This window comes from Erwinia sp. B116, from assembly GCF_002865965.1.
In the GTDB taxonomy this organism is placed as follows: domain Bacteria; phylum Pseudomonadota; class Gammaproteobacteria; order Enterobacterales; family Enterobacteriaceae; genus Erwinia.
Genome location: NZ_JRZZ01000001.1, coordinates 88601 through 102360, shown reverse-complemented (window position 1 = coordinate 102360; position 13760 = coordinate 88601). Strand labels below are relative to the sequence as shown.

Below are 13760 nucleotides of genomic sequence, written 5' to 3'. Positions count from 1 at the left end.
TGCTCCTCAACGCGCACCACCCGTTTGCCAAACTGCACCCGTTCGCGGCCCCAGAAATCCAGCATTTCACGCTGCAGGTCGGCGCGGGCGATGGGACAGGGGCGGGCACCCACCCGTTCAGTCAGCGCGCCCAGGCTGAATTCGGTCAGCACGCTGCCGCGAAAGCCGTCCCGGTAGGCAATATGCCGCAGCGGGCCGCCAAAGGTCTCTATCAGCGCGCCCATCCCCAGATGCTGCAGGCACTTCACGCCGTTCGGCCATACCGAGATGGCCGCCCCGACCGGTTTAATCTCCGCTACCGCTTCGAAGATCTCACAGTCGATACCCGCCTGTGCCAGCGCGGCCGCCGCGCTAATGCCGCCAATGCTGGCGCCAATCACCAGTGCTTTCATCTTTCGATCCCTCTCTTCAACCCGATAAGGCTACCCAGCAATTTGCGTACCACGTTGCCGGGGGGCGATATCAGCGGCTCCGCGCAAGCCGGAACGATTGCCTGGCACCAGAAGGGTGCAAAACCCCATCGGGATGCTTTTTTTTGAATCAAAAGCAGCCATTAAAGACCAGGGTGAATTTATAGTTTCATCTGTGGGTGAGGGTTATTGCTTTCTGGCGCAGGTGACGGATGATTTAACCAATTGATATAATACGTAAATATTTGGAATGCAAAGGCATTTATTCCCGGTAAATCCGATTTGGCCTGCTTTGTGCAATCTCCTGTGAATCGTCAGGTCGGGGCGCTGTGCAGAACCTGTCGTCTACAGACCGCAGATAACTACAGCCCGCAACTGCAACTGCTCAGCTACGTACTACCAGCGGGATTCTGGAGGGCACCTGTTCTACTTTTTCTTCACCGTTCCCGCTGGCCATATACTTCACATGACGTTCCCGGCTGTACCCGCCGGGATCGACGATAATCCAGGGAGAACAGGATGGTCACACTCGGTCAGTTTAATCAGCTGTCGCAGGCGGACGCGGTCACACTGCTGACCCCGTGCGTGGCGATCCCGGCGTGGGTCAGCGAGCTGGTCGCCGCCCGCCCTTACGCCCGGCGGCACCAGCTGCTGGAACGGGCGCAGCTGGCGGCCAGCCGCTGGCAGCAGGCGGAGCTGCAGCAGGCGCTCAGCGCGCACCCGCGCATCGGTGACAAACCGGCAGGCGCGGATGAACACCATGCGCTATCCAGGCAGGAGCAGGCGGGGGTGGATGCGGCGAACGCGCCGCTGGCCGAGGCACTGCGCCATGAGAATGCCCGCTATGAGGCGCATTTTGGCCATGTCTTTCTGATCCGCGCCCGCGGGCGCAGCGGCGAGCAGATGCTGCAGGAACTACGGCGTCGCCTGCACAACAGCCCGGCGCAGGAGACCGCCGAAGCGCTGGCCCAGTTAACTGAGATAACCCTGATCCGTCTGGAAGGAGTGATTAACGCATGAGCAGCCTGAGCAGTCATATTCTGGATATTTCCACCGGGCGGCCCGCCGCTGGCGTCATGGTACGGCTGGAGCATTATCAGCCGAACGGCTACAGTCCGATCGGCAGCGAGCAGACCGACGACAACGGGCGCATTGCCCGTTTCTGTACGCAGGAGCTGCCGCCGGGCCGCTACCGGCTAACGGCGGAAACCGGCGACTGGTTCAGGCAACGTGACATCAGCACGCCGTTTGTGCAGGCGCAGATCGAAGTGATGCTGGAGGCCGGGCAGGGTCACTATCATCTGCCGTTTGTGATCGCCCCCGGCGGCTGGTCTACCTACCGCGGCAGCTAAAGGGATCAACATGTCAGGTGGCCTGGTGCTCTATAACCTGCATGACCGGGTTGTGTTTACGCCTGTAGCCGGCCCGAAAAGACCTGATGCGACTAACGTGCATAAACTGTGAAAAGAGTTTCTAAGGCAGGTTCCTCAACTACGATGCTGATGTTACTCGCAGTGAATCACTAATCGTTCGCCCCCTGTCAGATCCAGGGGGCAGCGTTCACTCAATTCAGATTGGACAAACCCGCACCGGCACGGATTTATAGGCCGGGGTACCGCTTTGCGGGTCGATATAGTCCAGCGGGATCAGCACGTTGGATTCGGGGTAATAGGCGCCCACCGTGCCCCTGGCGATGGCGTACGCGACCACGGTAATCCCCTCAAGGCGCAGGCTGTGGCCGGGCAGCGCCGTGTCCAGATTGACGACATCGCCATGCTCAATATTCATCTCCAGCATGTCCTGTTCATTCATAAACAGCACGTCACGCCGGCCGAAGATGCCGCGGTAGCGATCGTCCAGCCCGTAAATGGTGGTGTTGTACTGGTCGTGGCTGCGTAAGGTTATCAGACGCAGAACGTTTTCACCGTCCGCCGGCGGGTCCTCCTCAACGCCCGGATAGACCGAGAACACGGCTTTACCGGACGGCGTCGGCCACTGGCGATCGCGCGGCGGCAGCGGCATCTGAAAGCCGCCCGGCTGACGGATGCGCTGGTTATAGCGATCGAAGCCGCTCACCGTCTGTTCGATCAGATCGCGAATGCGGTCATAGCTGGCAATCAGCCTTTTCCACTCAGTGGGCGAGTCCGGTAACGTGGCTTCCGCCATGCCGGCAATAATCGCGGGTTCCGAGCGCAGCAGTGGAGATGCCGGTTTAAGCTTGCCGCTGGAGGCATGCACCATCGACATCGAATCCTCCACCGTTACCGACTGCTCCCCTTCCGCCTGCACGTCACGCTCGGTGCGTCCGAGGCAGGGCAGAATAAACGACTGCCTGCCTGTCAGCAGGTGGGAACGGTTGAGCTTGGTGCCAATATGCACGCTCAGCTCCAGCGCCTTAAACGCCGGGAAGCAGCGGGTCGGATCCGGCATCGCCACGGCCAGGTTGCCGCCGAGGCAGATCAGCGCCTTAGAACGCCCCCCGATGGCGGACTCCATCGCCTTAACCACGTCGTGGCCGGGTTCCCGCGGCGGAGAAAACCCGCATACCGCCTGCAGCTTGTCCAGAAACGCCGCCGACGGCTTCTCGGTGATGCCTACCGTACGGTTGCCCTGCACGTTGGAGTGGCCGCGCAGCGGGCAGATACCGGCACCGGGTTTGCCGATATTGCCGCGCATCAGCAGCAGGTTGGCAATCAGCCGTACGTTCTCGGTGCCGCGAGGGTGCTGGGTAATGCCCATGCCGTAGGTAATGATGGTCGCCTGAGATTTTACATAGGCCCGGCCGACCTCTTCCAGCTGTTCGCGGGTGAGGCCGGATTCGGCTTCGATCGTCTCCCAGCGGGTGAGCTGCACGTCGGCGACAAAATTTTCATACCCTTCGGTATGCTGCGCGATAAAGGCGCGGTCGACGGCGGCACCCGTGGCGGCATCCAGCGCGATCACCGCTTTGGCGATGCCCTTCAGGGCCGCCGCATCGCCGCCGGCCTTAACCAGATAGTAGGTGGAGGCGATATCGGTCGCACCGTAGGTGGCCATTTCAACGACGTTTTGCGGATCGGCAAAGCGCTCCAGCGCCCGCTCGCGCATCGGGTTAAAGACGATAATCGGCACGTTGCGGCGTGAAAGCTCGTGCAGGGTGCCCATCATGCGCGGATGGTTGGTGCCCGGATTATGGCCAATTGAGATCAGCAGTTCGGTGCGATCGAAGTCGTCAAGCTGCACCGTCCCTTTACCAATACCGATCGACTGCGGCAGGCCGACGCTGGTCGGTTCGTGGCACATATTCGAGCAGTCGGGGAAATTATTTGAACCGTACTGCCGTGCGAACAGCTGAAACAGCCACGCGGCCTCGTTAGAGGCCCGGCCGGAGGTATAAAATTCCACTTCCTGCGGCTGCAGCCTGTTCAGCGTGGACGCTATCTCTGCAAACGCGTCATCCCAGCTCACTTCACAGTATTTATCGCTGTCGGCATCGTAGCGCAGCGGGGCGGTAAGCCGACCGAATCCCTCCAGCTGGTGATCGGTTTTCTTTAATAAACCGGCGACCGTATTTTCGCTGAAAAAAGCCGGCGTCACGCGTTTGCTGGTGGCTTCCCAGGTGACCGCTTTCGCGCCGTTTTCACAAAACTGAAAGGTTGAACCGTGCGCCTTGTCCGGCCAGGCGCAGCCGGGGCAGTCAAAGCCGTCGGGCTGATTGGTACGTAACAGCGTGGCGGGTGCTTTGACCGTCTCCATCTCATTACGCACGGCGATGGCCGTCGCCTTCAGGGCACCCCATCCGCCCGCCGGGCCGTCGTAGGGATGAACCCCGGGAACCTGTCTTTTATGTTTGCTCATGGCTGTTGATTGCTCACAGTAAGTTAAAAAACCGCTGCGCCGATCGTCGTCTGGCCTGGTTAGGTTTCCAGAAGTTCTGCTCAGACGTGAAACAGGATCTGTCGCGGGTACAGGATCAATAGTAGCCATGAATTTTGTAATAGTGTGGCGGGTGTTCGATGCGTTAACACTTTCAATATGGGAGTAATAGTTTGTTGTAAAAGGTTACAGGTCTTAGATTTGGTGTTTAGTTTATTATTTAAACTTCATTTATGAATGCCTGAATGCCTGAATGCCTGAATGCCTGAATGCCTGAATGCCTGAATGCCTGAATGCCGTTAGAGAGTTAATCTCTTAAATAGAATGCGATTTTACACTCGGTCGTTGATTGTTAATCCTGTCGCCAGTATACCGACCGGTAAGCGGTAAGCGGTAAGCGGTAAGCGGTAAGCGGTAAGCGGTAAGCGGTAAGCGGTAACGTGCAGTGCAGTGCTGGCGGTTCCGGCGCGCAGCGCAGCGTATTACCGCTTACCCGGCGTAGTCGGGGGGCTGTTACAGCCGGTTCCGCTGGAAAAACCACACGCAAAACGCCGCGCTCAACAGAACCATCGCCGCAGCCATTAACAGCATCCAGCCCCCGGTTTGCCATAGCGTACCCGCCAGCGCCGAACCCACGGCACCGCCGACAAAATTGCAGGTGACGAATGCGGTATTGATGCGGCTACGGTTATCCGGATTGAGTGCCATCAGGCGGGTCTGATTCAGGACGTTAAGCGCCTGAATGGCGATATCAAAAAACAGCACCGCTGCCAGGATCAGCAGGATATTGCCAGCCCCTGCGGCGCTTACCGCGAGGGAGACGATAGCCAGCAGCAGCGCCGCGCCGGACGCCGGTACCGAATAGCCGCGATCGTGCAGCCAGCCTGCCCGGCGGGCGATCAGCGCACCGGCCAGCCCCACCAGCCCGACTAAGCCAATCTGGCTGAGGCTATATGACCACGGCGGCGCACTGAGCAAAAAGGTCAGCCCGGTCCAGAACAGGGTAAAAGTGGCGAAGGCGGCGAAACCGAGCAGCAGCGTAACCTGCACCGCCCGACTCTGGCGGACCAGGGTGACGATCGAGGCCAGCAGCCGCGGCAGGCTAATCCGCGGACGCGCGGCGTCATCGGGCAGGCGGCGATAGAGGACCAGCGCCAGCACGGCGGTTAAGGCGGCGGCGCAGAAGTAGATCGAACGCCAGCCCAGCCACTCCGCCAGAAAACCGCTGATTGTGCGTGATAACAGAATGCCGGTCAGCATGCCCGACACAATGGTGCCGACAATTTTCCCGCGCTCGGCCGGTGCCGCCAGCTCGCTGGCCAGCGGCGTAATCAGCTGCCCGGCCACCGTGCTGATGCCGACGAGGCTTAACGCCGCCAGCAGGAAGCCAAACCCGGGTGCCAGCGCGCTGGCGGCGAGCGCGGCGGAGGAGCAGAGCATCAGCAGCGGGATCAGTTTACGCCGGTTACAGGTGTCACCCAACGGTACCAGTAACAGCACCCCTAGGGCGTAGCCGAGCTGGGTTGCGGTGATCAGCGTGCCGGCGGCGCTGGCCGAGGTGCCGAAAGAGGCCGCGATGGTATTGAGCAGCGGCTGCGCCCAGTACAGGTTGCCGACGGCAATGCCACCGGAGAGCGCCAGTAATAAAACCAGCCGTGGGGATAAGGCCCCGGTGGTCGCTGCAGGAATTGGGGTGGTCAATGTTGTTTCTCTTAATCAGACAGACAGGGCAGAACGCCCGTTTGCTGTTCAGGGTAGCGGTAACAAAGAAGAATGATAACCGACAAAAACAGAAATGGGCTTATGAAGGGAGTTCATTAACAGCTATCGGCACGTGACGTTTTCCTGATCCGCTGCCGGGTGGTGCTTTGCTCATAGCGTTGCAGGTCTGCAAGACTGTCGATTTTTGGCATAAACAGACCCTCCAGCTCCTTGCCGCGTCCTGGCACCATCGCTACCCGCACAAGATTCTCGACGCCGACGCTGCGGCCCAGTTCAAGGTTAGAAACGGTGTTTACGCCCACCCCGGCGCGGCGCGCAACCTCTGACTGAGTCATCTGCTGGCTGATGCGCTCTTTGCGTAGCCGACCACACAGCAGCCTGACGACCTCCTGCGATCGGGTGAGAGATAAATCCAGCATATTGGGTCTTAATCCGGTAAGTGGCGGTTAACACCCAATATTACAGAGTTAAAATGGATATTAAAAAAGCAGCAACGCCATTTTTGACGTAGAGGTAATGTTTAAACATGCCTCGAAAGGCTATCGCTTTCCTTCTTTAACGGCTGCCGGCCGCGGCGATGGCTTCAATTTCAATGGCCACGCCATGATGCAACCGGGACACGGCGATCACGGCTCTGGCCGGCTTATTGTGCGGCAGCCAGGCGGCATACAGCCGGTTAAATTCATCCCAGTGATGGATATCGCTCAGGTAAACCCGCACCATCATCAGCCGTTCAGTCGAGACGCCGGCCTGCTGCAGACAGCGATCGAGATTGTGGAACACCTGCCGGGTTTGCCGGGCAAAGGATGCTCCGCTCAGCATATCGCCGGCATCCGTCGCCGGAAGCTGCCCGGAAACGAAGATCAGGCCCTGCGCGGCACAGCAGTGGGAGTAATGGCCGACGTTCGCTACGTCGTGGCGGTTTATCGTCTGAATATCGTCGTTCATGGTGACCTCAGATGTTGCTTACAGGTGGGGGACGATCACATCATGCCGGGCGCGTCAGGCCGCGTTCCGCGGGCGAAGCGGGAGTAGCTGAAAGGGGCCGGATCGACGATCGGTGGATCGCCGGTCACCAGGTCGGCCGTTAAGCGCCCGGCGCCGGGGCCAATGCCAAATCCGTGGCCGCTGTAGCCGGTGGACAAAATTAACCCCGGCAGCTGCGGCACCGGTGAAATGACCGGCACGTCATCGGGCATACAGTCAATGACGCCGGCCCAGGACTGGCTGACGCGCAGCCCCTTCAGCGCGGGGAACTCGTTGCCGATCGCCGCCAGCGCGGCGTCAACCACGCCGGCTGATACTGCCGGATCGAGAACGCGCATTTTTTCAAACGGCGAAACGGCATCCATCGACCAGCGGGCCAGGGATTCCGGCCCCTGATAAAACGAGGCGGCCCGCAGTTTAAGGCTGAGGTTCATCCTGCGCGCCTTGTAAAGTGGGTAGAACTGCCGGGCATAGAGCAGGCTCTGCAGCCCTGGCTCCAGCCGGCCTGCGCCTGAAAGTGCCAGCGTATAGCCACCGTCGAGCCGCGGTTTGCATGAAAAGGCATCGGTATAAAAGGGGCCACGAATGATCGCATCGGCCGGATGGGTGCGCAGCGCGCTGCCAATCACATTACCGGCCGGCAGGTCGATGCCGTGCCGGCGACAGAATAAGGAGGACCACGCCCCGGCAGCGCACACCACCTGCTGAGTTTTGATCAGCCCCCGTTCGGTAATCACCCCGCTGACCTTACCCGATGAGATATCCAGGCCGCGAACCGCGCAGCGCTGAAACAGCAGGGCACCGCGCCGGATCGCGGCTCTCATCAGCCCCGGTGCGGCGAGCGACGGGTCGGCGTGGCCGTCATCCGGTGAGTGAACGCCACCGCGCCAGTCGCTGGTGCTGCCCGGCGTCAGCAGCTTCGCCTGCGTACCATTTAATATCTGGCTGCGGATGCCGTACTGGCTGGCCATCTCGTTCCAGCTCTCCCAGCGGCGGATATCCTGCTCGTTGCGGGTGGCGTAAACCAGGCCGCTGGCGCGGAATCCCAGCTCTTCACCGGTCTCTTCGTTCAGCTCTCGCCAGCGCTGCAGCGCGTGGATAATCAGCGGCAGTTCCCGCTCGTCCCTGTTTTGCTGTCTGCACCAGCCCCAGTTGCGGCCGGACTGTTCCGCCGCCACGCAGCCCTTTTCAACCACCACCACCCGATATCCTTTGCGGGTGAGCTCCCAGCAGCAGGCTGCTCCCACTATCCCGCCGCCGATAATCACCACGTCGGCGCTGTCGGGAAGGTGAACGCTGTCCTGTACGAACCGTAAATGTGCCGGCATAGCCGTTCTCTCCGCTTTTCTGTTCAGTCAGTCGCCAGCCGACGTTGTAGCCGTCGGGATCGGTCGTTGTTGGTTCCGTTCAGAAATCGATCAGCACGCTTTTCTGGCGCATGCTGGCTTCAAACGCCTGACGGCCGAGGTCTTTACCCATGCCCGATCCCTGAAAACCGCCGGTGGGGATAATAAAGTCGTGGGTTCTGCGGTAGCGGTTCACCCATACGGTACCGGCGTCCAGGGCGTTGATCAGCCGCATGGCCCGTGGCAGGTTCAGGGTATGCACCCCGGCACAGAGCCCGAACACGTCGTGGCGCGCCAGCGCGATAGCCTCGTGTTCATCATCGAAGACCTGAATGGTCAGGACCGGGCCAAAGATCTCCTGCTGGACGGCAACGTTATCGCAGGCAACCTTCGCCAGCAGCGTCGGTTGCCAGAACCACCCGTCGCCGGGATGCTCAAAGCGTTGACCGCCGGCAAGAATTTCAGCCCCCTGTGCGACAGAGGCGGCAACGATCGACGCGACTTTTTCCCCCTGCCGCTGGTCGATCAGCGGTGAGTAACGGCTGCTGGCTTGCCAGGTCATGCCGGGCTGCGGCTGCTGGCATAAGGCTATCAGTTTTTCGGTCAGCGCTGCCGCAATGCCACGTTGCACGATTAGTCGGGTGCCCGACACGCAGGCCTGACCCGCGTTAGCGGTAAAGCCCTGGAAAATACGGTCGGCCACCTCGTCAATATCGCCCGCATCATCAAACACCAGCTGCGGGCTTTTGCCGCCCAGCTCCAGCGTGACCGGTTTGGTGCCGTGCAGCGCCGCCTGGCTCATAATCGCGGCACCGGTGACCGTGGAACCGGTAAACGAGACTTTGCGGATCAGCGGATGGGTGACCAGCGCATTTCCGGTGGTCTGTCCACTGCCCTGCACTACGTTGAGTACGCCGGCCGGAATACCGGCCCTTACCGCCAGCTCTGCCAGCCGGGCGGTGGAAAAAGGCGTCAGCTCAGAGGGTTTAAGCACCACCGCATTGCCGGCCGCGAGGGCCGGGCCGCATTTCCACGAGGCCATCGACAGCGGGAAATTCCACGGGGTGATGGCGCCGATCACGCCATACGGTTCATTGATCAGCATCCCCAGGCTGTTCTTGCGGGTTGGTAAGACGTCACCGCTGTATTTGTCCGCGCACTCCGCGTAGAAACGGATGGCCGCGGCGGTGAACGGCACCTCATGATTAATCACGTCGGTAATCGGGCGGGTGGAGCCTACGGCTTCCAGTTTTGCCAGATACTCACTGTCGCCGTCGATTAAATCGGCCCAGCGGAACAGCGCGGCTCCTCGTTCCCGCGGCGAGCAGGTGGACCAGCCGCTGTCGATGCGGGCGGCTTCGGCGAGAGTGACCGCAGCATCGACGGTCTGCGCGTCGGCCTGGTGGATCTCCGCATAGAGCTGGCCGTCTGAGGGGCGCTTAACGCCGAGGCTGTCGCCCGGCGCTGAGATATATTCGCCGTTAATGTAGTTACCCGAGGAGAACGTTATTTTTTCCGGATCAAAATCAGACATGAGAAAACCTTCCTGTTGAACGGTGATAAACCTGATGGAGCAGGGCGGTGTTACCAGCCGGTAATCCGCTCCCAGACTTCTGTGCTGCCGTTCCGTCCGCCTATCACCCGGTAATGGCGGTGCATGGCGGCGGTGGCGCAGGCGTGATTGGGCAGAATGCGCAGCGTGGTGCCGAGCGGAAAGTCCGTAATGTTCCAGCCGCTGTCTGGTGGAATCTCGATAATGCCGTGTTCCTGACTCGCGCTGGCGATGGTCAGGTCGAGGGAGATCCCCTCACTGTTGCAAACCAGGCCGTAACCGTAATCTTTGCGCTGTGTGGCGGTGCCGCGATCGCGTGACAGGGCCATCCATCCCGCATCGACAAACACCCAGCCTTTTTCATGGTTATGCCCAATCACCGAGGTGACCACCGACAGGGCGATATCATCGGTGCGACAGACGCCCACGTTGGACATAAACAGGTCAAAGGTGGAGAACACGCCGGCCCTCACTTCGGTTACGCCGGCCAGGTTGCTGACCGCGTGTGCCGTCGGCGTGGAACCGACGCTGACTACCGGGCAGGGAATTCCCCGTTCCCGCAGGCGCGCGGCGGCGGCGGTGGCCGCCGCGCACTCCTGTTCAGCGGCGGCGGCGATTTCATCCCATGAACCGGCGTGGTAAGACTCGCCGGCATGGGTCATCACGCCGGAGACCTCGACGCCGTTATGGTGCAGATACTCTGCTATCCCGGTCAGCTGCGGGGCGTCAGCGCGGATCCCGCCGCGATGGCCGTCGCAGTCAATCTCAATGAAAACCGAGAAGGCCACGCTGTGCTGCTGTGCGTAGCCGACAATCGCTCGCGCCTGTTCGGCGCTGTCGAGCAGCAGGTGGAGCTGGATACCGCGCCGGCGCAGCGCGGCAATCCGGCCGAGCTTGTTGGGCGAGATGCCGACGGCATACAGCAGGTTTTCATACCCCGCCGAAGCGAACGCCTCGGCTTCTGCCAGCGTGGAGACCGTGGCTGGCGAACGCCGGTGTTCAAGCAGGTACGCCCCGGCCTCGAGAGAACGCAGGGTTTTCAGGTGCGGGCGCAGCTGGCATCCCAGCGCCTGGATGCGGGTAGTCAGGCGATCGATATTGCGTTGAAAGCGTTCTTTATCCAGCAACAGGTACGGCGTCATCATCGGGTCGGCTAGCGGGCTGTTGTTCATTTTCAGAGATCCTCCGGGCTAATAGCGCTATGTTCTCACCGCAAAAAAGTGATTACAATGCGAGCAAACCCAATGACTGATTAGGCTAAAACCTAATGATAAACAGCGATGACCTGCGTTTCTTTCATACCGTTGCCAGCAGCAGCACGCTCAGCGCCGTGGCCAGATTTCTGGATATCACCCCGCCTTCGGTGACCCAGCGTCTGCAAAATATAGAGAGCAAGTTAGGCGTGAAGCTGATCATTCGTCCGGCCAGAAAAATCATTCTGACCGATGAAGGGGAGATACTGCTCGACAGGGCCGCCAGGATACTCAGCGACATCGATGCGCTGCAGGACGTGGTGGATAACACCCGTTCTCAGGTGAGCGGTACGCTACGGGTGCTGGCCCCGCTGGGTTTTGGTTACGAATACGTGGCCCCGCTGTTAGCCGATTATGCCGATGAGCATCCTGGCCTGATGGTGGATTTAACCCTGTCGGATGCGCCTAACTGGATGCTCGCCGATAAGTGGGACGTGGTGATTTATATCGGCCATTTACGCGACAGCTCACTGCACTGCACCCGGCTGGCCTCAAACCGACGCTATCTCTGCGCTTCACCGGCCTATATTGCCCGCGCGGGGGCGCCACAACACCCGGACGATCTCCGTCACCACAGCTGCCTGGTGATCCGGGAAAATGCGGAAGATGTGACCCGCTGGAAGTTCAGAAAAGGCGATCGCGAATACGCCATCCGCATCTCCCCCAGGCTCTCCAGCAATGACGGGCGCATCATAAAAAAATGGTCGCTCGCCGGAGGGGGGATTATGATCCGCTCCGGCTGGGATATCAGACAAGAAATTGAGCAGGGCACCCTGGTGCATCTGTTACCGGATTATCGCCTGCCGGAAGCGGATATTGTGGCGCTGACCAGCCTGCGTGAAAACGCCCGTCCGCTGCGGGTGCAGAAGTTTCTCGACTTCCTCAAAGAGAGTTTCAACCCGCCGTCGTGGGAGAAGTAACCGTCACCCCTGATACCGCAGCGCCTCAATCACCAGCGACAGCGCCGGGGCGACCTGACGACGGCTGGCGTCATTGAGACGGTAGCCGCGAAGATGCGGCTACAGCACGGCGTTAATCGCATGGTCCTGGGGGCTATTGCGCATCGTACCGGCCGATTTCTCGCTCAGGGAAGGTAACGTAAAGGTGCGCAGGTCATTCAGGTTCTCGCCGGTCATTGTTGAATACTGTTCATATACCCATTCTTATTTGACCCTCTTATCAGCCCCTCTATTTCTCTATACGCTTGACTCAGTTTCACGTCCGCAGCCGCTGACCCGGCAAGTTGCCCTTAACTCTGAATCACGGAGCCCGCATGAAGACACTTGCCGCCGCTGCTTTGTCACTCGCGCTTTCGGTCTCAGCCGTTTCAGCTCAGGAGAATAATTCAATGATTACTATTAACGCCGCGGGTGCTAAACCCTCTGTTAAAGGCCCATCCGACTATTTTACCGGTACGGTGCGCATTGACGCGCCGTTCCAGGGCACCGAACCTGCCCGCATCGGCGGGGCGACCGTTACCTTTGAACCGGCAGCGCGCACCGCCTGGCACACCCATCCGCTGGGCCAGACGCTGATCGTCACCGCCGGCTCAGGCCTGGTACAGGAGTGGGGCGGCCCGCTGCGGGCGATCCGCCCCGGCGACCAGGTGTGGATCCCGGCGGGCGTGAAGCACTGGCACGGGGCCGCGCCGGAAACCAGCATGACGCATATTGCCATCGCCGAAGCGCAGGAGGGTAAAGTCGTCGACTGGCTGGAGCAGGTCAGCGATGAACAGTACGCCTCACCGGTGAAGTCCTGAAGGCTGGTGGGCGTGAAAAAGACCCTCAACACAGAGCTGGTGGTATTTGCAGACTGATTTATCGGGAAAAGAACGTTACAGACTCTCTGGAAGCGGTTAACCAGAAAGTCTGAAAAAGTCACTTCTGCAGTGGCTTCAGTTTTTATAATCGTGTTTGAATTTACGGACCCTAATATTATTCATAAGCATCATTAAAACGCCAGCCGTGTCGCAATGCGGTGCTAAATTCTCTCTGCTCAACATCTTCAATTTCTGACTGCAGTAGTTCCAGAAATTCCGTCTCGGGAATATGATTCTCCTCGTCATTCAACGCCAGAATATTTTTTAACTCTAATTTCAGCGCAGTACTTCTACGGCCAAACAAAGCAGAGTCACCATTGAGGTTGAAAACACGGATTGTCTCTTGTGCTTTTATCAGTTTCTGACCATGAAGACCTTTAGCGGGTATCACTTTCCCTGTTGTAAGGAATAAAAGATAGTCATCAGGGTTATCGATGTCTGGCTTAATGATGTGATCTGGATTATAGGTTCCTGCTCCGTTTACTTTGAACGTCCCACAACGTAACTTACCGCAACATGAACCAAATAAATTACTCCAGTCAAAAGTAAGATCAGGATGCGAATTTCGAGTTCTGAAGTGCTCAATATGCCTTTTGTCAAGAAAGCATTCGCAATAGGCACAGAAACTCCCCTGCATTTCTTCTAAAAATGGCCATATTTCAGATTTGGTAGCACAGTTCCAATGATGTAACCCTCCAGTGAAGTCATTGAGATGCTGTGGTCCGGGCAAGGGGCGAACTAGCGCTTTCATCCTTGATTTTTCCCCTCAGATTTTGATCTCCTGATTTTATTTTTTAATTTATTCAGGCGCATCAA

The 13760-nt window shown here is 59.1% G+C and carries 13 protein-coding genes; 4 read left to right on the top strand and 9 right to left on the bottom strand.

Translation table 11 applies throughout. From position 1 onward, the window contains the following. Window positions 1–392, bottom strand: a 392-nt coding sequence (locus tag NV64_RS00375) for an NAD(P)/FAD-dependent oxidoreductase (RefSeq protein ID WP_158239867.1), incomplete at its 3' end; no start/stop codon positions are given. A gap of 537 nt (window positions 393–929) precedes the next feature. Between NV64_RS00375 and uraD the strand changes: the two genes are divergently transcribed. Next, complete coding sequence (uraD, locus tag NV64_RS00370; protein WP_101505050.1) at window positions 930–1430, top strand: 2-oxo-4-hydroxy-4-carboxy-5-ureidoimidazoline decarboxylase; 501 nt, start codon at window positions 930–932, stop codon at window positions 1428–1430. Further along, window positions 1427–1762 carry a hydroxyisourate hydrolase gene (uraH, locus tag NV64_RS00365; RefSeq protein WP_101505049.1) on the top strand — a complete coding sequence of 112 codons (336 nt, stop codon included), beginning with the start codon at window positions 1427–1429 and terminating at the stop codon, window positions 1760–1762. Before uraD ends, uraH begins: the two co-directional genes overlap by 4 nt. Window positions 1763–1979: 217 nt before the next feature. Here the strand turns inward: uraH and NV64_RS00360 are convergent, their stop codons facing one another. The 7 genes from NV64_RS00360 to NV64_RS00330 all read right to left on the bottom strand — a co-directional run bounded on the left by NV64_RS00360 (window position 1980) and on the right by NV64_RS00330 (window position 11044). Next, on the bottom strand, window positions 1980–4247 hold the full coding sequence (locus NV64_RS00360; protein ID WP_101505048.1) for an FdhF/YdeP family oxidoreductase: 2268 nt from the start codon (window positions 4245–4247) through the stop codon (window positions 1980–1982). A gap of 531 nt (window positions 4248–4778) precedes the next feature. Next, complete coding sequence (locus tag NV64_RS00355) at window positions 4779–5966, bottom strand: MFS transporter (protein ID WP_101505047.1); 1188 nt, start codon at window positions 5964–5966, stop codon at window positions 4779–4781. 116 nt (window positions 5967–6082) lie between these two features. Continuing rightward, window positions 6083–6406 (bottom strand): helix-turn-helix domain-containing protein, encoded by a 324-nt coding sequence (locus NV64_RS00350; protein ID WP_101505046.1) that lies wholly within the window; start codon window positions 6404–6406, stop codon window positions 6083–6085. 136 nt (window positions 6407–6542) lie between these two features. Next, window positions 6543–6935, bottom strand: coding sequence for a RidA family protein (locus NV64_RS00345; protein ID WP_101505045.1), 393 nt, complete (start codon window positions 6933–6935; stop codon window positions 6543–6545). Between the two features lie 35 nt (window positions 6936–6970). Next, window positions 6971–8302, bottom strand: a complete 1332-nt coding sequence (locus NV64_RS00340; RefSeq protein WP_101505044.1) for an FAD-binding oxidoreductase — start codon at window positions 8300–8302, stop codon at window positions 6971–6973. A 79-nt stretch (window positions 8303–8381) separates the two neighbouring features. After that, complete coding sequence (locus tag NV64_RS00335; protein WP_101505043.1) at window positions 8382–9854, bottom strand: aldehyde dehydrogenase; 1473 nt, start codon at window positions 9852–9854, stop codon at window positions 8382–8384. A 50-nt stretch (window positions 9855–9904) separates the two neighbouring features. Further along, on the bottom strand, window positions 9905–11044 hold the full coding sequence (locus NV64_RS00330; protein ID WP_101505042.1) for an alanine racemase: 1140 nt from the start codon (window positions 11042–11044) through the stop codon (window positions 9905–9907). A 95-nt stretch (window positions 11045–11139) separates the two neighbouring features. Between NV64_RS00330 and NV64_RS00325 the strand changes: the two genes are divergently transcribed. Both NV64_RS00325 and NV64_RS00320 read left to right on the top strand, forming a co-directional pair. Further along, the gene (locus NV64_RS00325; protein ID WP_101505041.1) at window positions 11140–12045 is read left to right on the top strand and encodes a LysR family transcriptional regulator; all 906 of its coding nucleotides are present in this window, start codon (window positions 11140–11142) and stop codon (window positions 12043–12045) included. Window positions 12046–12473: 428 nt separating this feature from the next. Then, complete coding sequence (locus NV64_RS00320) at window positions 12474–12884, top strand: cupin domain-containing protein (RefSeq protein ID WP_369814380.1); 411 nt, start codon at window positions 12474–12476, stop codon at window positions 12882–12884. 175 nt (window positions 12885–13059) lie between these two features. On the opposite strand, the gene ptuB is transcribed toward NV64_RS00320, so the two are convergent. Further along, a complete protein-coding gene (gene ptuB, locus NV64_RS00315; RefSeq protein ID WP_101505040.1) occupies window positions 13060–13695 on the bottom strand; it encodes a retron Ec78 anti-phage system effector HNH endonuclease PtuB in 636 nt (211 codons plus the stop codon). Between the last annotated feature and the right edge of the window lie 65 nt (window positions 13696–13760).

Coding starts and splice junctions, on each gene's coding strand:
- ptuB (WP_101505040.1), bottom strand. CDS start 13,695: ATGAAAGCGCTAGTTCGCCCCTTGCCCGGACCACAGCATCTCAATGAC.
- NV64_RS00345 (WP_101505045.1), bottom strand. CDS start 6,935: ATGAACGACGATATTCAGACGATAAACCGCCACGACGTAGCGAACGTC.
- NV64_RS00350 (WP_101505046.1), bottom strand. CDS start 6,406: ATGCTGGATTTATCTCTCACCCGATCGCAGGAGGTCGTCAGGCTGCTG.
- NV64_RS00320 (WP_369814380.1), top strand. CDS start 12,474: ATGATTACTATTAACGCCGCGGGTGCTAAACCCTCTGTTAAAGGCCCA.
- NV64_RS00325 (WP_101505041.1), top strand. CDS start 11,140: ATGATAAACAGCGATGACCTGCGTTTCTTTCATACCGTTGCCAGCAGC.
- NV64_RS00330 (WP_101505042.1), bottom strand. CDS start 11,044: ATGAACAACAGCCCGCTAGCCGACCCGATGATGACGCCGTACCTGTTG.
- uraH (WP_101505049.1), top strand. CDS start 1,427: ATGAGCAGCCTGAGCAGTCATATTCTGGATATTTCCACCGGGCGGCCC.
- uraD (WP_101505050.1), top strand. CDS start 930: ATGGTCACACTCGGTCAGTTTAATCAGCTGTCGCAGGCGGACGCGGTC.
- NV64_RS00335 (WP_101505043.1), bottom strand. CDS start 9,854: ATGTCTGATTTTGATCCGGAAAAAATAACGTTCTCCTCGGGTAACTAC.
- NV64_RS00340 (WP_101505044.1), bottom strand. CDS start 8,302: ATGCCGGCACATTTACGGTTCGTACAGGACAGCGTTCACCTTCCCGAC.
- NV64_RS00360 (WP_101505048.1), bottom strand. CDS start 4,247: ATGAGCAAACATAAAAGACAGGTTCCCGGGGTTCATCCCTACGACGGC.